The 22,136-nt window shown below is 61.9% G+C and carries 15 protein-coding genes and 1 pseudogene; 8 read left to right on the forward strand and 8 right to left on the reverse strand.

Annotated features, from left to right (window positions below; all coding sequences use genetic code 11):
• Positions 1-262: 262 nt before the first annotated feature.
• The 5 genes from IEY21_RS13450 to dpdE are packed head-to-tail and all read right to left on the reverse strand — an operon-like array spanning position 263 to position 10,382.
• Positions 263-967: a hypothetical protein gene (locus IEY21_RS13450; protein ID WP_188904863.1), complete on the reverse strand. Its 705-nt coding sequence runs from the start codon at positions 965-967 to the stop codon at positions 263-265.
• Positions 964-3,996: a protein DpdH gene (gene dpdH, locus IEY21_RS13455; RefSeq protein ID WP_268237808.1), complete on the reverse strand. Its 3,033-nt coding sequence runs from the start codon at positions 3,994-3,996 to the stop codon at positions 964-966. The genes IEY21_RS13450 and dpdH overlap by 4 nt, the downstream gene beginning before the upstream one ends.
• Positions 3,993-4,754, reverse strand: a complete 762-nt coding sequence (locus IEY21_RS13460; protein WP_188904865.1) for a hypothetical protein — start codon at positions 4,752-4,754, stop codon at positions 3,993-3,995. Before IEY21_RS13460 ends, dpdH begins: the two co-directional genes overlap by 4 nt.
• Positions 4,755-4,776: 22 nt before the next feature.
• Positions 4,777-7,281, reverse strand: coding sequence for a protein DpdF (gene dpdF, locus IEY21_RS13465; protein WP_188904866.1), 2,505 nt, complete (start codon positions 7,279-7,281; stop codon positions 4,777-4,779).
• Positions 7,278-10,382, reverse strand: coding sequence for a protein DpdE (dpdE, locus tag IEY21_RS13470; protein WP_188904867.1), 3,105 nt, complete (start codon positions 10,380-10,382; stop codon positions 7,278-7,280). Before dpdE ends, dpdF begins: the two co-directional genes overlap by 4 nt.
• A 441-nt stretch (positions 10,383-10,823) precedes the next feature.
• Between dpdE and IEY21_RS13475 the strand changes: the two are divergent.
• From IEY21_RS13475 to IEY21_RS13495, 5 genes and pseudogenes are all read left to right on the forward strand, one after another.
• A pseudogene (locus tag IEY21_RS13475) lies at positions 10,824-11,621 on the forward strand (IS5 family transposase).
• 262 nt (positions 11,622-11,883) lie between these two features.
• Positions 11,884-12,855 (forward strand): helix-turn-helix transcriptional regulator, encoded by a 972-nt coding sequence (locus IEY21_RS13480; RefSeq protein WP_188904868.1) that lies wholly within the window; start codon positions 11,884-11,886, stop codon positions 12,853-12,855.
• Between the two features lie 580 nt (positions 12,856-13,435).
• Positions 13,436-13,702, forward strand: coding sequence for a transposase (locus IEY21_RS13485; protein ID WP_188904869.1), 267 nt, complete (start codon positions 13,436-13,438; stop codon positions 13,700-13,702).
• Positions 13,696-14,097: an IS3 family transposase gene (locus IEY21_RS13490; protein ID WP_188904870.1), complete on the forward strand. Its 402-nt coding sequence runs from the start codon at positions 13,696-13,698 to the stop codon at positions 14,095-14,097. The genes IEY21_RS13485 and IEY21_RS13490 overlap by 7 nt, the downstream gene beginning before the upstream one ends.
• Positions 13,982-14,542 carry an integrase core domain-containing protein gene (locus tag IEY21_RS13495; protein WP_188904871.1) on the forward strand — a complete coding sequence of 187 codons (561 nt, stop codon included), beginning with the start codon at positions 13,982-13,984 and terminating at the stop codon, positions 14,540-14,542. The genes IEY21_RS13490 and IEY21_RS13495 overlap by 116 nt, the downstream gene beginning before the upstream one ends.
• 425 nt (positions 14,543-14,967) lie before the next feature.
• On the opposite strand, the gene IEY21_RS13500 is transcribed toward IEY21_RS13495, so the two are convergent.
• On the reverse strand, positions 14,968-15,189 hold the full coding sequence (locus IEY21_RS13500) for a helix-turn-helix domain-containing protein (RefSeq protein WP_229753103.1): 222 nt from the start codon (positions 15,187-15,189) through the stop codon (positions 14,968-14,970).
• Positions 15,190-15,321: 132 nt separating this feature from the next.
• Between IEY21_RS13500 and IEY21_RS13505 the strand changes: the two genes are divergently transcribed.
• The 3 genes from IEY21_RS13505 to IEY21_RS13515 are packed head-to-tail and all read left to right on the forward strand — an operon-like array spanning position 15,322 to position 19,929.
• Positions 15,322-16,335: a hypothetical protein gene (locus tag IEY21_RS13505; RefSeq protein ID WP_188904872.1), complete on the forward strand. Its 1,014-nt coding sequence runs from the start codon at positions 15,322-15,324 to the stop codon at positions 16,333-16,335.
• A gap of 5 nt (positions 16,336-16,340) precedes the next feature.
• The gene (locus tag IEY21_RS13510) at positions 16,341-17,015 is read left to right on the forward strand and encodes a hypothetical protein (protein ID WP_188904873.1); all 675 of its coding nucleotides are present in this window, start codon (positions 16,341-16,343) and stop codon (positions 17,013-17,015) included.
• A 19-nt stretch (positions 17,016-17,034) separates the two neighbouring features.
• Positions 17,035-19,929 carry a hypothetical protein gene (locus IEY21_RS13515; RefSeq protein WP_188904874.1) on the forward strand — a complete coding sequence of 965 codons (2,895 nt, stop codon included), beginning with the start codon at positions 17,035-17,037 and terminating at the stop codon, positions 19,927-19,929.
• A 58-nt stretch (positions 19,930-19,987) separates the two neighbouring features.
• On the opposite strand, the gene IEY21_RS13520 is transcribed toward IEY21_RS13515, so the two are convergent.
• Positions 19,988-21,979, reverse strand: a complete 1,992-nt coding sequence (locus tag IEY21_RS13520) for a DUF6884 domain-containing protein (RefSeq protein WP_188904875.1) — start codon at positions 21,977-21,979, stop codon at positions 19,988-19,990.
• Between the two features lie 2 nt (positions 21,980-21,981).
• On the reverse strand, positions 21,982-22,131 hold the full coding sequence (locus IEY21_RS13525) for a 7-cyano-7-deazaguanine synthase (RefSeq protein WP_229753104.1): 150 nt from the start codon (positions 22,129-22,131) through the stop codon (positions 21,982-21,984).
• Positions 22,132-22,136: the final 5 nt, after the last annotated feature.

Raw genomic sequence — 22,136 nt, forward strand, 5'->3', positions numbered from 1 at the left:
GGACGTTCACTTCATTGAGTTTCAGGCGAACACTCGGAGAGAAGCCTTTTGACGTCTTCTGGTCGTACCCTTCTAACAGCGGATCATCCGCCAGTTCAGTCCGCAAAGCGTGGCCAGCGAGACCAGTCAATCTCGCCGCTTCAGACAGGAAAATCGAGCGGAACTTGGCGTCCCGGATGGCAGTGGCAAGCGTGTGACGAGACGCATCAGTAAGCACAAAAACCTCAAAAGTGAGAGACGAGAGAGAACGGCACTCCCCGGTTTATTGCAAGCGAACCGTGAAGGCCGGCAGGAGTCCGTGATCCTGGACCCAGGTCCACACCTCTGGCGTGAGGGCCGCGAGATTGGCCTGGCCTTGAACCACAACCTGTAAAAACGTCACCACGTCGGGCGGCAGGTGGGCACCCACCAGGCCGTCCCCCAAGCGGTCATACTCTGCAGCCAAGCCTTTGGCTTTTCGCGCCTGTTCCGCTGTTACAGGAAAGGTCCGCCGGAGTTGATCGTGCAGTTGGTACACCTGCCGCAGGGCGCTCGCCGCCGCCGCCAGGCCCGCCTGTCGTTCAAATACCGTCAGGACCGGCGCCGGCACCGGCGGTTCGATGTCGGCGAGGTAGGCCTCCCAAGCCTCGCGGGCCGTGAGGGTCAAGTCATCACTGGCCTTCTTGACGTTTCGCAGGGCCACCGAAAAATCGTTCTTAATCAGGGTTCCCGCGTCGGCCTGCGCGCCGCGTTGAACGTAAGCTACATTCCGCAACGCCGCGTCAACACTGGCAGGCAACGCCTCATTCGCCACCAAGCCGGCGGCCCGGAGCGTGTTCCATGCGAGCGCGGCGCCCTGCACCTGCCCTTTGACCGCCTGGAGTTGCTCCTGACGCGTCGTGTATTGCCGGATGCTTTCTTGCACATCCGTGAGCTTGTGCAGGTCTTCGGCACTTTCCTTGAGCGCCTGGGCACGTTCCAACATCATGCGGGTTCTCCTTGAGTTAGCACACCAGACAAGGTCTCTTCGACAGACCGCAGGTCTTGCAATAAGACCTGCGCCACTTGAACCGCGCTGGCATCAGGGGTGGCGACGGACGCGCGCTGGTGGGCGTACCGAAGACTGTCGTCCAGGATCTGGTTCAACTGCTTGACCACCTCTTCACTGCGCGCCGCGTCAGCCCAGGCAAAACTGGACGCCGTGGTAAGGCGCCGCTCCAAGTCCGCAGCATCGACGGCCCGCCGCGCGGCTTTCAGCAGACTGAGCAGTGGCAGACGGTTAAACTGGCGCAGCAGTTGTGCTACCCCTTCCGGCGCCATGTTGCGGGGAAGTTGCAAAACGCCCGCTTCACCCGCCGCACGGAACGCTTCGTTTAAGGCCATCGCCGTCTCACTCAGTTGATCGGCGCTGCCCAGGACAGACAGCACCTCCTGTTGCCAGCGGGTCGCTTCCAGTTGCGCGGAGACGCTGGACACCCGCCAGGATTCGAACAGCGTGTTCCGGTCCTCGGCCAAACCCAGACGATCATGCTCGGGAGGCTGCGCCCGAACAGCCGCCTGTTTCGCCGTACTTTCAATCCGTTTCAGCAGCAGGGCAGCGTTGACCAGCCGCGCTGCGCCCCCTTTGCGAACGCCAGCAAACACCAGCAGTTGCCGGGCCACTTTCGGGTGCAGCCGGCGCACCTGATCAAGTTGACGGCGCCATTCCAAGGGCGCTTCAGCCGGCGGTTCAGGCACGGTTTGTAGCATCGCGCCTATGACGCTCGAGTCTCGGTCTCCCGCTTTGATGCGGCCAAGCGCGACGGCACTCCAGTACAGCATTTCGACTGCCACTGGCAGCACAGACGGGCGCGGACCGGTGGGGGACAATTCCACCCGGACGTACTGCGTCCACAGTTCCACCGCTTCCCGGAACCGCCACGCTGCATCGGGTATGTCGCTTGGCCACCGTCCTGTTTCCTTGAAGGTGTAGTACGCGCCTAGTGCCACGGCCACATCCACCGAACTCTGGCCTGGCATGGGCAGATTGAGCCGGACCGCTTCACGACCTAAGTTGAAGTTGTTCGTCTGGCCTTCGAAGTAGATGCTTTCGGCAGACCACACCCCATCATCTTTCAACGCAACCTCATGCAAATTCTCTGCTTCAAAGACTGCAAAATCACTAATCGCTTCATAAGCGAGACGGCGTAACTCCCGGGTGTGGGTTTGCGTGAGTGGCCGTCCACTCGCCCAGTTCTGCAGCGCCTGTAGTAACGGAGACGTGGCCGGCTTCTTTTGCTTTTTATCGTCCGGGTCGTCTAGGGATCCTATGGACGGGCCTTCAACCAGTGGCGTGGCCACCCCTACCCGGGCGATCTGGAATGCGGCGTGCAGACCTTCAGGTAGGTCTTGCAACCGGGGCGGCACAGGACCCCACAACCGCATCACCGCTTCAATACGGTCGGCTTCCTCTGCGTCCACTTGCAGCTCTTCCAAGCGGGCTTTGTCGACCAGCGGCAAAGAAGCCAAGGTGACAGCTTTGCCGTAGGTGTCTTGCACGGCCGGTGAAGGGAAGGCCGCATCTGGCAGACGCTCCTGGGCGTCGCGCAACACGTCACGCATGCCGCGCAGAAGACCCCGGGGATTGAAGCCTTCCGGATTTTCGTGGTCACCCACGATGTCAATCAGCCGGCTATTCAACGGGTAAAGGCCTACCGGTCCCTCAGTACCCGGGACCTCAAGCGCACCGAAAGACTGATGACATGAGGGCCTCACTGGACAGGCACCGCAGCGGCTGGCCACCGATTGACCTTTGCGCAACTCCGGAACTAAAGCTTGCAGTTCTGCTTCTCCCCAACGCGCCGCATTGAGATACGCGGCCATCAAGTGGGGTCTGGCTTGGTGAGCGGCGTTGGAATCTTCGATATCAAGGTCGACCACAAAGCTAAGGCGTGTGTGGACCGTGTCCATCTGCCGGAAATAACCGCTGGTCACGGCAAACGCGGCGCGAATGGAGCACAGGTCCCGCTGATTATCATCAATCAAGGCTTCAAGTAGGGGTGCCTGAATCCCTTGCAGCAGCGCAAAATCCTCAATAAGCAAGATCAGTTCGCGGCCTTGACTTTTGAGGGCCGCGCGAACATCCCGCATCAGTTTCAGCAGGTCTTCCCCACCCAGTTGATAAACCCGTTGAAGCGCAGGAGCCAGAAAGTGGTTCAAGGTGGCCACTGCCTGCTCCCGCAGCGTGGGATTGGCTACCAGCTGCTGGTAAAACTGCCGGACTTTCGTGCTGGCCTGCGTGACATCTTTCAGGTTCAGCGGCAAGTCAGCCGCGGTGATGGCAAACGCCTGCACTTTATCGTCGGTGCGGCCTTGGAGGGCCTCCCGAACGAACCGGTCGACCACACTGCCAGGGGCGTCGAGCGCTTTGCGAACGATGTCTTCAAGGAGGAAGGACGGCAGGTGCGTGCTGAGGTACGTCAGGTGGGCCGCGCTGAGGACCGCCCCCGAGGGGGTGGTAATCCGGTCACCGGAATTCAGGTTCTGGGCGTGAAACGCCAGGTTGGTCAGCAGGTTCCAGCGGGCCGCCTCAACGGTGAGGCCTTCAGTTGCGCCTTGTAACCGGGCCCGGAATGTCTGAAATTCACTGCCTTCCAGATCCCGGAGAATCAGATCAATGACGTCTTTGAGGGTGGTGCGGTGCTTGGGAATGCTGACCAGCCGTCGCGTGTCTGACGGCTCGATCTGGGTTTCGAGCCACCGGATCAAGTGGGACTTGCCGGTGCCTGACGAACCGATGACCGGCACCAGCAGCGACGGCCGCCGGGGGTCAAGAAATTCGTCCCGAAACGCGGTTTCGCTGTATGCGGTGTAGGTCGGATTGAGATAACTGCTGCGCCGCCGCAGCAGCACCGGTTGGTGTGTGGCGAGGAACACGCCCTCCTCCGGATGGGCGGCGACCACGGTAATCACTTCGTCCAACGCACGGGAATCCCAACATACTGCGCCTGGCAGGGCAGCGGGCAATGGGGCCGTCATGCGCTGACCTGACCACTGCGAACATGCGAGAACAATCGAGGGAGGCCTGGGACTGTCAAGCTGAGTTTCTCCGTATCCGCATGATGTTCGAACTGCAACTGCTTTCGGCGTTCGAGCACCACCAGAGCGAAGCTCGCACTGCTGGGTAGACGGTCATGTTGGGGATCGGGGAACATGGGCAGAACCTCCTGCACGCGGGCATAGAAGGCTGCCGCGGTCATTTCCTGTTCAGGACACAAGGCGGGCCACTCTTCAAGCAGGGCCGCCGTCGGATCTGGCATCAGGTACCCGGCCTGCTCCCGCCCCAGGCCGAGGTAGACCACCCAGCGCCGGAAATTGACGAACTGTGTGTCATTTGAGATGAAGGTGGTGAGGTCTGTTTGGGCTTGCTGATGGTCTTCCCAAGTGCGCTCGGCAGGCACTTCAAACGCGTCTTGCGACAGCAACCACCGGGCCGCGTCCACAAATTTCGGTTGAGACATCACCGCGCCCTGCCGGACCTGCCGGTGGTACTCAGCGGAACTGTGAAGTCTCATGGTTGCTTGCCATGCGTCACCTTCGCGGCGAATCAAGCCGAAATCCTGTGCTTTGTTGAGGGCGGCACGCAGTACCGATGACCCTTCTGCCGTGAGTTTGTCTGGCACGGCAACTTGCGCCTGAGGGGCGAGCCACTGCGTGAGTTCATCATCACCGCATGGGCGGAGGCAGATCAGGTCATATACAGCCTGAATGGCCTGCGGGAATGCGTCGGGATCCATAAGTATCGACATGGTTGGCCTTTCAGTGGACCGCACGGATAAAGCGGGCCGAGATGTGTGACAGAGGCTCGCCCCTGTCGGTGTGGGTGTGATGGGGCAGATGCAAAATGAGGCGGGGGGTCTCGCTGGTCTCCAACCAACTGTCTGGAAGCGAATCCCACTCGCTCGGTGCCAGCAGAACACTGGCCAGCGGTGGCGCGAACAGCAGCAGGTCGCTGCGCTCGACCAGCAAGGGGCGGGGTGAGTGCACCTGCAGGGCCTTGAGTTGAGCCGGCAGCAGTGTTCGGTCAGGGTCGACCAAGACTTGAACCCCCCGCGAGATCAGGCGGCGGAGCCACTGCTGACGGTGCTGGTCATCGTGCACTTCTATCATTGTGACCCGGCCCGGGGACATCAGGTCACCCAGATCAGCGGGCGGCGCCTGCCAGTGCACCACCAGCGGTTGCGGATCCACACCTGAATCCGGGAGGCGGCGTTCCGATCGGCAGACCAGGCACCCACCACACGCGGGCTGCGGGTAGATGGCGTCCAGGGGGAACGCCTCGGAGGCCTGCACCCGGTATACGTCACACAGCACCTCACTCACCTCCCGTTCTCCTCTCAGCACCTGACCAAGCAGGCGAAGGCTGCGCCTTGCTTCGCGCTGCGCCTCTTTGCGCACCGGTTCAACCCGCGCTTCCCAGGTGCTTTCCTTGAGGTGGAGAGGATCGAGAATTTCCACCCACTGTGACCGGTGGTGCTCGTCCCAGGCCCGCTGGTGTGTGCGCTCATCGTCCTCGGGCCCTCTACGCGGTGGGGGCATGTGCTGAAGCCGGATCAGCCCCGCGCGCGCCATGAGGTTGAGCGTATTAACGTTCCACGTCCGGCTGCGCTCGTTTGTCCGGGTGAGATCGGCAGGATTGAGATCCATGTCAACGCGGAAGACCCCGAATGTGAGCTGCTGAGCGGCCTGGAACATCCGACGCCAGCGCTGCAACCCACGCTCGACCGTGATGACCTGACGTTCCGCCATGCGGGCTGCGTCGTCCCAATCCTGGGGCGCGGTCAAAGTCAGGGCCAGTGAGGTGCGGCCGTCACGTCCTCCCCGGCCAACTTCCTGATAGTAGCGATCCGCGCTTTCCGGTACGCAAGCGTGGATGACCGTGCGGACATGGGCCTGATCAATGCCTACACCGAACGCGGCCGTGCCGACCACCACGTCGAGTTCAGCGGCGCGCCATCCACGGACCACCTGAACGCGTTCCTCGGTGGAGCATTCGCCGTGCAGCAACCCCACCCGGGACAATCCCAATTCGGTGAGTGCGGCATGCAGGGCTTTCGCGTCCCGGACCCGTGTGGTGTAGACCACAGCGGGTTTGGGCGCGTACAACACCGCTTCGAGCACCGCGGCGCGTCGTTCTTCTGCGCTGGGAAGGGCAGCTGACCAGTACTCAATTTCAGGCCGCAGTTTCACGGCCGCGATGAGGTCGCAGGGGCCCGGCTGGCCGAACAGGCCCCTGAGAGTGTGTAGATCTGCGTCCGTCAGCGTCGCCGTGAGCAGCATGGTGACCAGCCGGTGTTCGGGGGGGGCGGCGTCCAACAAGGCCCGGCGCAACCCCGCGAGCGTCTGGAATTCCGGGCGGAAGTCAGCGCCCCATTGGGTGGCCAGGTGAGCCTCATCAAGCGTGAGGTACGCCAACTGCCCCGCTTCCGCCGCGCGGTACATGGCACTGGACAAACTCGATACGAGTTGCTCGGGGGAGGTGATGATGACCCCCTGCGTTCCGCTCTGAATCCGCTCGAGGTAGGCTTGTCGCTGCGCTGCCGTCAGTCCCCCATGGAAGGCCAGGACCGCTGGCAGTTCGATATTTGCCGAGAGGGCCAAAGCCTGAAGAGCACGTTCCTGATCCAGCGCCAAGGCAACGGTCGGGACCACCATGACGCTGATGCGACCCTGACGCACCGCACTCAGTGCGGGCACGTGCGCCACGGCACTCTTGCCGGTCCCCGTAGGTAGGACCGTGATAATGGTGGCACCTGGCGCGGCGAACCACACGGCCCGCAGCGCCTGCTGCTGACCGGAACTGCTGTAAGCATCGAATCCAGTCATCTCCTCGAACAAAGGATCGGCTGGAATATGCACAGGTTCTCGGCGCCGACGTTGAGCCATGGCCTGCGCGGTGGGATCAACCCCACCGGCGAAAAGAGGGGTCCATGGTTCGGCGCGCACCACCACATGGCGCTCCTGACGCGCCCGGATGGTCACCCCACACGCCTGCCAATACGCTTCATCTGGCCACGCTGAAGTGGGGTGCGGGACCGCGAGATCCACAGCCTGCCCTGACCGCTCGGTTTCGCGGCGGAGAATCTGACGGGTCAGGGTCGCCACGTCCAGGCTGCCACGGCCTGCCGGGTGGCCTTCCCGATGTGCGTGCCGGGCCGCCTGCTGCCAGCGTTGGTACACCGGATCTTCAAATTGAACGTCCGCCCAGGCGCCCCGCAGGAGGCCGTCTTGCAAAGCCACAAATGCCTGGCTGACAGACGTCACAGCTCGTCCGTAAAGGGCGTCTGAGCCGACAGCACCACGGCGCCGACCGAGTCCAGGTGCAGGCACGGTGTTCGCACGCCTCTGAGCAGGGCGTCAAGAAGCTCCGATTCCACCGCAAGCCCCCGGTCTGTCACATCCGTCCGTCCTGAACGGTGACGGGAGCGCAACTGCTCCAGACGTTCGTGCAACCGGGACTCGGCGGTCTGGGCGGCCTGTTCCAAGTGCTTGGTCAGCTGTTCCTCGGTGCGGAGCCGGCCTTCGGCGACGCGCTCAACTTCATCGCAGGCCCGCAGCCATTCACCCTGCGGCATCAGTTCCGTCAACGCCCAGAGACGTTGCGGGTTCAGGTTGTGATCCACGGCGCCTCCGAAACACTGGTATGCCGGACTGACCATGGCCTGCACATGGCCCGGAAGCACCTGCCCGAAACGGTCTATGTAGATGGTCCGGGTACAGGGGCGCAGCAGGCTGTCGAGTTGTCGGCGCAGGACCTTCATGTCCAAGCCTTCGCGTTCCGCCAAGTTCTGGACAGGTCTCAGGTCTCCCTCGATCACGTAATGAAACGCGAACACGACAGTGGGATCTTCCACCCAATCGGGATGCGCGCGCCAGAAGGCGTAAGACCGGCCACGGTCATCCCAGCTGAAATATTCGGTCAGGGCGTCCACGAACGGCTCCCCGGCGCGCAGCAGATGGTGCCGGTGAAGTTGGGCTTCGCGCCGAGAGAAGGTGCTGGGGCGATTCTGGACGTGTTTGAAGGTCTGGGCAATCCGCTCCCAAGGCACCAGGGTCTTTTCCGGCACAAAGCTGAACTGGACGCTCGAGTCGGTGTAGGTTGCCCGGAACAGCAGAGCCCGATTCACCCAGCGGGTGAAGATCCGGTCAAACCCTTGTGCTTCGGCGTCACCGAGGTCATCCATCATCTGCGCAAGTTCTTGATTGGCTTCAGGCTGGATGGCGTCCAGCATCTCGCTCATGTCCAGGCGCTCAAGTTCTTCACGGATGCGCTCGGGCAGGGTCTGGGCCCAGGCCTGGAGGGCTGGGGCGCCGCCGAGCACGGCCTGCACTTCTTCGGTGCGGAAACTGTCAATCAGAAACTGCAGACTGGCCACCGAACGGTCGTAGATACCTAGGCCCTGTGCCATGACTTCAGCATGGGCTTTCAGGACGTCTGGCCACGAGTCGTGCTGCAGCACGTAAGACACAATAGGTTTCCCCCGCCCATAGCGGTCCAAGCGGCCGAGGCGTTGCTCAAGACGGTTGGGATTAAGGGGAATATCCAGGTGAATCAACACGTCCCCGCACTGCAGGTTGAGACCCTCCTCGCCACTCTGATCGACCAAAAGCACCTGGCATTGCCTGGACTGCTGAAATCGGCGCACCGCATCCGGTTCATCCAGAAAATTGGCCACTCGCGTTTCCCCCAGCACGTGTTTCAAGGCTTTGCCGACGGCGCGTACGGCAGAAGGAGAGCTGGCAAACACCACGGTTTTGCCGGCCTCTGTGCGGATGAGGTGCTCTACGGTCCGGGTGATTTCGGCCGTGAGCCCCTCGGGGTTGATGGCATTCAACCTCGTCAGCATCAGGGTCAACACTTCACGCTCGGCGGGTCCAGCCGGAAAGGAGCGGTGTTGCAAGCGGGAGGTGGCCGCGTCGCACCAGGCGGCAGGACCGGAACTGGCTGCTTCCCACATGGCAGACAGGAAGGAGGCCGCCTGTTCGAAAGGCAGGTCGCTGCGGTCGTGAGCTTCCGCGAGGGCTTCTCGCCAGGCGTCAAACGCTTCCCAGGCACTGCGGGCGTCCTGCTGCGGCAAATCAATCATTCGGCCAAGCGTCCGGCCACGTACCAGGTGTTCAGCGTGCGCCGCGCGGCGGTGGCGCAGCATCCGGCGGTGCAGGCGGTACGTCTCGCTCAGATGCGTGCGCAGGGCGCCAATTAACTTGCGCCGGTGAGCGACCGCGGTTTCAGGAACCCCCATGAGTTCGCTGATCAGGTCCCTTGCCCGCGTGTCCTCAGGGAACAGGCTCAGCACTTCATCCAGTGTGGGCTGCAGCACTTCGGCCGGCACCTCAGGCTGGAGAGCAAAGAACAGCATCCCGATGCGCTCGCGTTCGCGAACACGCGTTTGAAATGCGTCCCGGTCGGCCAGTTGGTACACGCCTGGGTCAAGCAGGTGCAGCATGCCGAGATAGGCGTCTTGATCGCTGGAGGCCGGGGTGGCTGACAGCAGGAGGAGGCGTGGCGAGGCGTGCACCCAGCGGGCCAACCTCTGAAATTGCTGTTGTGCCGGTGCCGCGCCAAAGGCGCCTTCAGCAAGATGGTGCGCTTCATCAATGACCACGAAGTCACTTGAGGGTAAGTTGGCCGTGCCGTGCGCCAGAACGCGAACGTGTGCCTGTGGGAAATCCTGCAGAAAGAAGCGGTGGCGCAGTTCTTGCTGCCACTGCGCCTGAAGGTGTGCAGGAACGAGAAAGGTCACACAGCCCTGTGGATGGTCGATCAGGAACTGGCGGACGATTACACCCGCCTCAATGGTTTTCCCCAGACCGACTTCGTCCGCGAGGAGGTAACGTTGAACCGGGTCATGAAGCACGCGCCGAATCACGTCCACTTGGTGGTCGCGCAGGTCAACAGCACTCGACAAAAGGGCCGTGATGCCGCGCGAGGCCCCGCGTTGTTCCGTGAGTACCTGGACAAGCGGCCAACGCTCATTGAAAAAGAATGGCGTTTCATGTCCGTGAAGCTTCAGGACCTCAACGGGTTGAACATCGCCTGCCGAGCGCAGGTACACGTCATGCTCTGGAATTTCGCGAGCTTTATCGTTGGGAAAACGAATGTAGAAGGCGTCAAAGGGATCCTCTCGGTAAGCGCCAATGCGCCCCATCTGCCATTGACCTTCGTTGCGGATATACACACGGTTCTGAGGCCAAGGTGTAAACGGCTCGAGCTCTTTGACAGGGGCTTCAAAGGGTCGGCGCTTGGCCACCGACACGAAGTAGTCGATCCATGCGGTCGCCCCTTGTACCGCCGTGACTTTCGCTGTACCTAAATCGGCTTGAGTCTTCCAGGTAACCAATTGACCGACCCGAATACTTACCATGAACAACTCCTTAGCAAATGAGAAACTCAGCAATGCGCTTAATTTGTGTTTAGGTTTTAGGTAGTTTACGCCGTCAGGCGTCATCTATTGACGTGGTCAAGGGCCGAAAGCTTGCTCGCCATCAAATGGGTCTCAAGTGGTCTAGGCAAGGCAACAAGTGGGTTCCTGGACAGGGCCGCAATCCATTTGCATGACCGTTCTACGCCGGTGATCAACGCAGAACTGCCGAGGCGGCGCCGCGTTCTACCGACGGTTAACTGCTCCCGACCTTCAGTGTGATCCGCGGCCGTGTCAATGGGTGACGTAGGGAGAGGTCTCATGATGCGTCATGCTTTAGCGGCCTCCTAAGATATGGTCGTGTTCTCTGGCGTGCCATCTGGAGGCTGCTAAGCACGCGCTTAAAGTTGGTGGGCGTCACTCTGGCGCAAGCAGAGCAACCGGGTGACCCAGAGAGGCTACCCGAGCAACGTCGATGACGACACCTAATCTGTGTCTCCTGCCCTACCTCGTGCTCCGTCCCAAGGATGCTGTACAGCGGAAATACCCTATTCGGCACGTCCTGAACGCGCTGCTCTGGGTGGCCCGTACCAGTGCCCAGTGGGCGTACCTTCCCCACGACTTTCCACCGGCGGAAACGGTGCGCCAACAGGCGCACCGCTGGTTTGAGGCCGACTGTTTCCTGAACGCGGCCCATGACTTGCGGCTGTTATCCCGAGTCGAGAAGGCCAGGAACGGCGAACCGACCGCGATCATCATCGACCGCACCCTTCAGAGCACACCCGAAAGTGGGCACCGCGCCGGCTATGACGGCGCGAAGAAGCGCAAAGGCACCAAGGTGCATCTTGCGGTGGATACCCCCTCGGTCACCTGCTGGCGGTGTTGACCACGCCCGCCAACGAACAGGACAGGGCACAGGTCTTTGACCTGTGCTTGGAGGTGCAGGAGGCCACGGGCGTGAACGTGGAAGTTGCCTTTGCTGACCAGGGGTACACGGGCGAGCGGACGGCGACCGACGCCACCGAAGCTGGCGTCGAATTGATCGTGGTCAAACGGCCAGAGGCGAGCAAAGGCTTCATCCTGGTGCCGAAACGCTGGGTGGTCGAGCGCTCCTTCGCGTGGCTCTCCAGATTCCGTCGTCTGGGACGGGACTTGGAACGACTATCCTCGACGCTGGTCGGCGTTCATGTCTTGGCGGCGTGTGCTCTGCTCTGCAACAATCTCAAGCCGCTCTTTGCATAGGGTGCTTGGCAGCCTCTAATCGAATTGAACTGATGCCACTCACCAAGGGGGTCCTTTGTGGCACATTAAGGCAACACCTTCTGTCTTGCCCGCTCAGGCATTCGGCCGGGAGTTCGCGTCTTCCTATCATTGAGAGATTTACTGAACGAGATCCCTGACATGCGTCCCGTTTCTTCTGTCACTGCAACACCCACTCCGTTTCTTCCCCGCATTTCCACACCGTTGGTGCCGGAAAAATTTGTCCTCACCCAGGAGAGCTCCCATGAGTGTGCCGGTCACCAAAGCCCAACGCGTCCGAGCCGTTCTCTCTACGCTGAGCGGTGCAGAGTGCACTGCGCGCGAGTTGACGCGCCGCCTCGGACTGCCCGAAACGAAACTCCGCAGCGTGCAACGGGACTTGGAAGAACTGGTGCTCACTGACGAAGTGAAACGTTCTTCAAACGGAAGATACAGCCGACCTCTCCGGGCCACCACCCTCAACTCCGTCGAAGCACTGGCCCTATATTCCGCTGCACGCATGCTTTACCACCACGCGGCGGAGTACAATCTGCATTACCTCAGCGCACTCAAAAAACTCACCGAACAATTGCCGGCTCCTGCGCGCCGCGTGGCGTTGATGGCCAATGAAGCATACCGACATAAACCAAACGGTCAGGCTTCCCGTACCTTCGAACTGGTGGCACAGGCTTGGCTAGAAGGTCGGGTCCTTCGTGCCCAATACCATTCTGTGACCCGGATCTCCGAGATAGAACTCGTTATCTACTTCATCGAGGTCAACGCCCGGAACCGTGAAGCGTATGCCATAGGTCATAACCGCCTAGGAGACAGTCCCGACCCTCGGGTTTACCGACTCTCCCGCATGCGCAACTCCTATCTCCTGTCCGACGAATGTAAAATTCCCGAGCAGTTCCATCCGCTCGAATACCTCTCCAACGCCTGGGGCATCATGACCGGCCCTCCCACACGAGTCGAGCTGTTTTTCACTCCCGAGATGAAAGATCGAGTTGCCGAGATGCCCCTGGGTCTTCAGGCGGAGGTGGTGGTGTTGTCCTCTGGACATACGCGCGTCGTGCTGACTGTCGGCGGCTGGAAGGAACTGGTCCCGTGGATTCTTGGCTGGGGAGCAGAGGTGGAAGTGGTGGCTCCGGCCGACCTGCGCAGTCACCTCAGCGAGGTCGCTCTCAAATTTTCGCAGGTGTATCACACACCTTCAAGACCTGTTGCGCAGTTGTGAGACAAAACAGAATAAATGTCGATTCACAGGGTGAAAATCACTTCATGTTGGTCCAAGTTTAAAATAACTAGATTTTCTTATTGAAGGCCTATTGCGCAGTTGGGATGCGAGGAGAGCGGGGGAATTGATGCCTCCCCCGCTCTGTGTTCCGGCGATTCAAGCGAGCTGGGGCGAGCGATTAACGGTGCGGAAATTGACCAAGCCGACCACACAGCCCCAGAACCGGCCGTACCGCCGGGTGTCGTTCCGGTAGAACTCGCGGCAAATCCTGAGCTTCCCCATATTGCACACCATGTTCTCCACAGCGATCCGCATCGTGGAGAACTGCTGGTTCAGATCGCGGTCCTTACTGCTCGACCTATTGCCCCGGGGGCGCATCCGGGGAACGATGACTTCGTGCTCGGGGCACAACCTGTCCAGCCCCACGGACCCTCGGTCCCCCCAGATACGGCTTCCCGCGGCAGGCGACCGAGCAATCTCGACTGCTTCAGGACCTTCATGTTATGGGTGCGCACGCCTGACATGACCCCGGTTTGTCGGCCCACTCCGAATGAGACAAGATCGTCTCCAGGGAGGGGTCATGAAGCACAAGCAGTACAGCGAAAACGAGATCCTCGATGTCTTGGCCCAGGTTGAGGCGGGCACCGCAGTCGGTGACGTGGCCAGGCTCTCCGGGGTCTCCAAGGCAACCATCCACCGGTGGCAGGCACGGTTCGGGGGCATGACCAAGGACGACGCGAAGCGCGTCCGTCGGCTGGAAGAAGAAAACCGCCGCTTGAAGAAGCTGGTGGCGGATCTGGCGCTCGACAACAGCCTCCTCAAGGAGGTGGTGGGCCGAAAGTGGTGAATCCCGACCAGTCACCGCAGGCCCAGACACCCGTCAAACGGCGGGTCATCCGGGAAGTGCGAAATCTGTTCGGGATCAGTGAGCGGCCAGCCTGTTGCACCCTTGGTTTTCACCGTTCAACACAGCGTCACCGCAGCACGAAAGACGACCGTGACCTGGCGGACAAGCTCAGGACGCTCGCGGGCGAGCGTCCTCGGTTCGGATACCGACGCCTCCACATCCTGCTGCGCCGACAGGGCGTGATCGTCAACCACAAGCGCGTCTATCGCGTGTACCGGGATGAAGGCTTGGCGGTCCGCAAAAAGATCCGCAGAAAGGGGGCCGCGCGGACCCAACTGCCGAGTCACGTCGCCGACCAGGGCCAACGAGCGCTGGAGCTTGGACTTCGTCAGTGACCAGTTGGCGAACGGACAGCGTTTCCGGATCCTCAACGTTGTGGACGACGGTACCCGGGAGTGCGTGCTCAGCTGTGCGTCGACGTCAATCCCTGGCAGCACCGTGGTGCGTCTGCTCGCAGACGCGATCCAGGAACGCGGCAAGCCCAAGGTGCTGCTGACCGACAAGGGGCCGGAGTTCACGGGAAGCGCACTGGACCAGTGGGCGTACATGCAGGGCATCACTCATCAGTTCATTGATCCTGGGAAGCCTGTCCAGAACGCCTATATCGAGAGTTTCAACGGCCGGATGCGGGATGGATTTTTGAACGTCCACTGGTTTCTGAGCATGCCGCAGGCGAGGCTGAGCCTCGCCATCTGGCGGCGGGACTACAACGTTGTGCGGCCGCACAGCCCGCTTGGGAACCTCACGCCACAGGAGTTCGCCCGCCAACTGGCGGGTTAAAGTACGCTGGACTCATTCGGGCTGGACCGATCAATGGGTGAACGTCACGCCGGCGGCCGCACTGAGGTGCAAAACAAGCCCACCCAGCGTCACGCCACCTGCGTTTTGAGGGTGTACGCGTCCTTCTTGGCACTGAAGAATTTCCTCTGATCCTTGAGCCACCCGACAGCCTTCTTCTCGGGACCGCTGCTCCTCTTCTTCTTGGGTTGTCCTGGGGTGCTGCTCGGTGTCGTCAATGATGATGTCCGCGATCTCAGGGAAGGCTTCAAGGACATCATGGAGTGTGCGCAGGCGGCGACGCGGGACCGCGTCGTCAGGGGTGACCTCGCGGCTGTCCAGTGTCCGAGCTCTCAAGGGAGTAGGCAACGCCTGCTCCAAGAGGGGCGGCGGACCCGGACCGCCCGGTGCCCGCCTACCCTCCCCGATTAGTCAGACCGCCCGATCAGGTCGATCAGTTCGGTCTCCAGGGCCTGAGCGATGCGCTCCAGATTGTCGATGCCTACATTGCGTTCTCCGCGTTCGACGGAGCCGATGTAATTGCGGTGCAGGCCAGCGCGCTCGGCAAGGTCCTCCTGGGACAGCCCCTTGGTCTGCCGGAGGGTGCGCATGGCACGGGCAAAGCGTTCCCTGGCGGTAGACGACGACACGTGGACCACTATGCAAAGCACGCCTGGCACGCCGTCTACACACTATCATGTTGAACACTATTTGTGTTATAAGACATTCATGCGTTTCCATCAGCAATAGTCGAAGAAGGAGGGAGATTCCGGTGCGCCGCGATGGCATACGCTGATCTTCAGGAGGTCGCGGTGAATTACTTCAGTACCTTCACACCCTGGGACTTTCCAGTGGCCCAACTCGACCCCCACGCCCGCATATTGCTCTCCCCCACCACCTACTCCACCCGCCATCAGTACCGGTTCCTGCCCCCTGCGGAGGTAATGATTGACAGTGGTGCCTACCACCACGGCAAGCGAAACGCCAAGCGCAACCGCCTGCGCACCCTTTTCGATCAACTGGCCATCGCCGAACAGTTTCCACGCAGCCGGATCACCATCGGTCATTGTGACGTGCTGCCCCGCCCGGACACGGACCCCCGCAGCAGCGTCCACGTCACCCTGATCAACGCAGAATGGTTCATGCAGCAGCCCATCCAGGCCGGGTACGCCCGCATGACCGTTGCCCAGGCCCGCACACCGGACGAGATGTACCTGGTCGTCACCCAACTCGCGCAATTTGCGCCGGACCTCATCGGGTTGGGCGGTCTGGCCGCCCTTCACCGGCGCAATCGCAAACTGCTTCCTCTGATGATCGAAGCCGCCGTCGAAGGCGCCGGCGACGTCCCTCTGCACGCCCTCGGTGTCACAGCGCAGTACGTCCTCGACCGCCTGCGCAGCAACGGCGTGTTCAGTTGTGACTCTGCCACGGCCATCTGGTGTGCAATCTACGGCAGCGTCATCTACGCCCGCCCGTACCGCCGCTACCGCTTCATTAGTGACAAATCCACACGTCCGGAATCTCCGCAAATCACAGGGTATTACAGCAGCCTCGCCCGTCCACTCCCCTGCGTCTGTCCTGTATGCCGTGAGAACCCTGAGCAGTTGATGGGCAGTGACACCCGAGCAAAGTATGCCCGGTGCATCCATAACCACTACCACTCCAAACTCGAGATCGAAGGAGAAGGTGAATGGCAGGCAGCCTACTTATCGGCCGAATACCAGTCCGTTATGACGACCTTGCTCTCCTCCACCGCGTCATCGCTGAGCGCCGCGAGCTCACCTTCCCTCAGTTAACCGCCGTGCTCACGCCGCGCTGGAGTTATTACCTCTCCAACGCCGCCACGCTTCTCAAAGAAACCCTCAGTTTTGGCGTGACCCTCGGCCTGTTCGAATGCGGTTCGGAACGCGCCTGGGACGACCGAACCTTCCGCACCGCATTCCCCGCAGCCGGCTTGAGGGCAACCGTGCTTCAGTTGCTCACGAAGCAGGGCGATTTGGCTCAACTGGCTTTCCGCGGGGTGCACGATACCCTTGTGGATCAGGGCAAAGTGTATACGGACGTGCCGGAGGTGGTGGAGGTCATGGAATCCAGTGCGTTTGGTCAGGCCTTCCGCTGGAACGACACCAAAGTTAACTTCTGGTCGCAGTTTGCACATGATCTGGGCCTGGTGATCCGGATGCCGCCTCAACGCCTCGCCCTCAGCCCCACCACCGCTTTACTGCGAGAATTGCTTCCTGAGGAATGTGGCCCGGTGCGGCCCATGCTGGAGTACTGGCACCGCGAATACTGCGCCGTGTTCACCCGACTCGGGGATGTTCATGAGGGATTTGCTCGGGCCCTGTTGCGGCTCGAGGCTCAAGGACACCTCACGCTGTCCTACGCCAGTGACACCGTCGGCAGCGTCGTGCTATGTGGTCGCCGCGTCAGTCACTGGAGCGCGCCGCAAGGAGATCCTGATGTGGACCCCGTTTGACCCGGCGGCCGTGGCGCGGGTGTTCACCACCGAATCCCGCCAGAAAGACGAACGGATCTTCACTCTGACCCACACCTGCATGAAACGCGTCCTGGTTTCTCACAATCGCGTGGGGCTGATCAACGGGCAGTTCGTGGGGGAGCACGAGGTGCTGGAACTCATTCAACAGTCCGCGCCCATGGACAGCAACCGCGTCTGGTTCGTGGTCGGAGAAACAGGCAGCGGCAAATCGGAACTCTGCCAGTGGTTGGAATACCATCTGGGTGAACGCCACATTCCCCTGCACATCTCGCGCCGTCATGCGAATCTCACCGGCATCCTGGACGTCCTGGCCAGGCACCTTCCCCCAGGAACGGCCGGACACATCACCAACCTGCCTCAGGCGGTGCTGGTCGATCACCTGCGCCTACACCTGCAACTCCGTGCCCACCGGGAGGGGCGGGGATTGGGTTACATCGAGCAACTCGACCCATTCCTGCCCACGCTGGCCACGCGTTTGTACCAGCCCACCGGCGCGGCCCTGGAGCTCCCCACGGACCTGCCCCCCAGTCCGCCGGATCTGCCGCTCGCGGCCTGGTTGTCCGGTGCGGCGCGCGAAGTGCTGGGAATTCAGTCCTTGGAGCCCACCCTGCGCGCCCTGGTGAACCACACCGCCCAGCAGGGCCGCCGGCCCGTGCTGCTGCTCGAGGACATCACCACCCTCGGCTTCCTGCGCGACGATCTGCTCGACTATATCTTTGACCTGTCCGCGCCCGGCTTCGACGCAGTGATCGGTTTGACCAGTGGGTTCGAGCACTCCCACCTGCACGCCGGCGGTGACCTTTCCGAAATGGCGTACGTACGCGACCGTCTCAGCGCCCGGTTTCAACTGTCGCATGCGAGTGGCGAAACCTTTTTCCTCAATCAGCCTCAGGATCTGCACGATCTGGTCCGCCGGTATCTGGGGTGCCTGCCCCCCGCCACGGCCGGTCAAGCCGCCGCGTTCGCTGACCTGTATCCCTTCACGCCCCGCATGCTCGAGCGGCTGTACGTCCACCTGGTCGAAAGTGGGAACCCTCGTCAGACGCCCCGGAATCTACTGGACGCGGTGATCAAGCCGGCCCTGACCCTCGCCGAGCCGCCCCACCTCACCCTCTTCCGTCCTCATCCCTACCTCCGCGCCCCGAGCGTCACCTTCTACCACCAAGACCTGCCCACCGAGATTCAGGCACTGCTGTACTGGCATGGCGAGCTTGAAGGTGACAGTATTCGCGTGCCAGACGAGGTGGCCAGCGCTTTCGGGCACGCTCCCCTGGCACCTGTCCTGGGCTTTCCGACCCCCACGGGATCCAACCGGCTCTTTGCCTCCCAGACCAAGTCTGCCGAAAATCCCGCCGACACCTGGCGCGAGGCCCTCCGCGAACTGCAACGCTGGCACGCTCAGAGCGCCCCTTTTCCAAAGCGGCAGCACCTCAAGCGTGGCATCGAACGTGTGATGCGCGTGCTGCTTGATCCGCGCGCCGTGCAGCATCCCCACCTGAATGCCCTTAGCGCTGACCCCCTCGAGTACACCCGGGGCCACGAGCACCTCCCCATCTACCTGCCTGACAGTGGCGACCTGCTGCCGGAGCACTGGCCCAGTCTGCACTTTTCCTGCACCCTGCCCGCCCAGTTCTTTGAAGAGTGCCTCACCTTCTCGTTCTCAGGCAGTCACCACGTGGAGTGCTTCGCCGATCTAGGGTATACCCGGCAATTGCTCGAAGAGGCCGCCGCGGCCTTCCAGCAGGACCTGCGTCTGCACCTCGAACGCCTGCTCGGGCTGCCGTACGAGCGCCTGGTGTTCGGGCTGTGGTGGCTGTGCCAACACGTGAGCCAGGGCGACTCCATGGCGCCCAATGATCCCGCAGGGCGGCGCGCCCTCCTGCAGTACGACCTACCGTCTCGTGACGTGCAGGTCGCCTGGCGGGCCGAGCGGCCCCACCGCATCCTGCACCGCACCCACCGTGACCTGCGAGAACGGCGTGATCAGTACCGCGCCCTGTTCCTGAGTGTCTTCCATCACCGCGACGACTTCCTCGATCCGGCGCTGTTTGAGCGGGAATGCCGGCAGTTTGATCCCACCCTATTTCTGCGCACCCTGGCAGACATCTCTCTGTCGTCCGTGATCCCAGCACCTTTCCGGCAACGCGGCAGCAAACGGACCCTCGCCCAGGCACTGCAACCCGCCGCGGAGTACGCGGCCGCCCTGCTGTCCTATACAGCAGCCGAGGAGGACCTGGCGCGGTGGAGTGTGCTTGAGCAGACCCTGCACCATGCCCTGCACCATACCGATGAACTGGATCTCATCTGCCGGGAGCTGGAGCGCCTGACCCATCAGGTCGGGTGGACGGTACCGTCTCCGCCCAGCAGCCACACCTGGCGTGCTCCGGAATGGCGCACCCTCCTCACGCAGTCTGAAACTGCCCGCACTGCCCTCGACAACAACCCGCCCCTCACACAGGTCACCGTGTCGCGCACTTGGCGTGAACGACTTGAGGACCTTGAACCGGTGACGTGGATGAAAACCGTCCAGGCCTTCCACGACACCCTGCAGAAAATGCACCGGGAGCGGCATCCCAGCCCCCGCCCACGTTCCCGCGTGCCCCGGAGAGAAGGGCTCATCGACCTGGCGGGCCTGCAGGCCCTGGCCGAACGTCTGGCCACGGGTGAACAGGCCGTTCAACGTCTCCCGGCCGCCGTCTCCGACCAAGTCACCGCCGCGGTCCACCAGTGGCGCCAGCAGCACCCAGAGGCTATTCAGGGCGTGCTCCGTCGGCATGGGATCAAGGAACCGGACGACATCGCCGGGCGCTCCCGTGATGAAAGCCTTCCTCTGTTCGGCGACCTCCTGGCCTGCACGGCCGAGTTGGCGGCGCCGGCTGAATCCGTCACCTGAGTGTATGCGGGCGGCGCACCGGTGAACGCGGTGCGCCGCCCTGCCGGACCGCCCAGACTCAGTTCAGCAGGCGCTCTACCTCATGCTCCTGCTGAGACCTCCGATCTCGAGCCGCCTCATACCGATCCCGCTTGACCAGCAGGCTCTCATCCCCGGCCAGGATGCGGGCCTGCACGTCCTGCAGAGCACGCAGGTACATGTTGATGTTGTGAACGGCGCGGCCCATGTTCGCTTCGTTTCCCCCGTTGTAGGGTCGGCCGGTCGGGTCATTGGGCTTTCCACCCTGGGCCCGCGTGTCCCACCCTTCGTCCCGCATGGCTGCGCAAGCCGGGCAGGTGCAGGGCGGTAATTCGTCACTGCCCGGCACATTTTCCACAATGCGGTACTTGCGCAGCAACTCCGGACTGTCAGGGACGTACCGCATGAAGGTCCCGCCCGTGAACGCGGACATGTACATGCTCGATCCATCGAAGGAATCGACGCCCAAATGCGTCAGGGTCGCCGCCCACTTGATGCTCGACACGCCCAGCACATGAATGTACAGGCTCGGATCTTGCGCCCGGTACTGCAGCGCATCCTCCACGCATTGGTACACAAAATACGGATCCCGGCTGGACTTGGGAGCCAAGCTCCCCAGTGCAACGTGCCGGTACCCCAGATCCAGATACCGTTCCATCATTTCGTGGCGTTGCTCAAACGTGCCGTGGGTCACGGCCATCAAGCGGTGTCGGCCGGCCAGGGGCTGCATGTCCCTGGCGAAACGCAGCGACACTTCAATTTTTTCCCGCGCCCGCTGCGGACTGTCCAGCCCATCCAGAATCATCATGTCCGGCGACACGATGATGTCCATGCCTTCACGCGCTCCAGCCGTCTCGAACAGGTGCATGGTGCCGTCAGGCGTCAGGGGCCCGTTTTTCTTCTTCAAGATCGGGTACGGTTCGGACTTGTAACTCCACGCGCCGCAATCGTAGATGTTCCCCTCGGCGCTCTGGGGCAACGGATCGCTGTCAGGGTTGTGGTACGCCAGGGACGTCAGGTATCCCCGCGGGGCTCCCTCAATGAAATTCCAGATGCGCTCCATGCGGGGCGCGGGCAGAGGATGCCCACCGGCGTCTCTGGCGATCTTGAGCTTATCGCGGTTGTTGATCACCACCGTAAACCGTGAGCGCGGCGTAACGGGCAGCGTGTGCTGCGGCGGTGGGTAAAATTCTGCGCTGCTCAGGCCCTGTGGATTGAAGCCGAGGCCCGAGCGGTGAACGGACAGTGGCGCCGGTTTGCGTGTGGTGTTCGGTTCCGGCTCGGCCGACTGCTCCTCCACCGACAACAGAACCGGTGAGGTTCGTTGGGCCTGCCACGCCTCGAGGTACTCGATGGCCGCATGCGGATCTGCATGCCACTCACACAACACTTCAGGTCGGTCCACGACCGCGTGCGCCAACTGGTGAAACAAGAACCCCTTCAAGCCCACCATGCCGTACCCGAAGCGCCGCGCGTCCTTGTTGACCAGGGGCAGCACCGCCTGCTTCGCCGCGTGTTGGGGCAGCACCGCCGCGCTGCCACCACTCGCCAGGAAAATGAAACTCTGATCAGGGCGGCTTTCAAGGGGGAGAAGTGCCGACCTCAGATAATTCTCGCCCAGCAGGAATACGACAATGTCGTATTCCTGCACCCTGGCATTGAGATCCTCATGAATGCGCAGTTGCCGGCTCCAGTCCAGCACCTCCCGACGCTTGAGGTCGTTGAAGGTTGTCTCGTAGGGCACGATGAAGTCGTACTGGTGAATCAGGCCATACCCAGCAGAAATGATCTCCAACCGGCTGACGACATTTCTGCGGGTCCTCAGCAGGTCAAAAGCCTGAGATACCTGCTGATGCTGCATGCCGGTGTACATCAGTTTGGCCGCCATACGGTACGGCGCAAGTTCCTGTTCCCGCCGACTCAGATGCTCGCGGCCCTGACGGAAATCCGAGAGCACCAGTTGATTGGCGGGCTTCGCCCGTTTCGCTCCAGTACAGGAACTCACCACAAGAAGACTGGGATACTTCGCCATACTCAGAGGGCCGACGTGGCCTGCGCCTGCGCGTAGCAGGTCGCCAAGTCCAGGCGGCCCGCCTCGATCAGAGCGCGGTCGCGGATGCGGCATGAATCGCACACGCCGCACGGCTCCGTGCCGCCCTGGTAGCAGCTCCAGGTCAGGTCCACCGGAA

It is taken from the genome of Deinococcus aerophilus, assembly GCF_014647075.1.
Classification (GTDB): domain Bacteria; phylum Deinococcota; class Deinococci; order Deinococcales; family Deinococcaceae; genus Deinococcus; species Deinococcus aerophilus.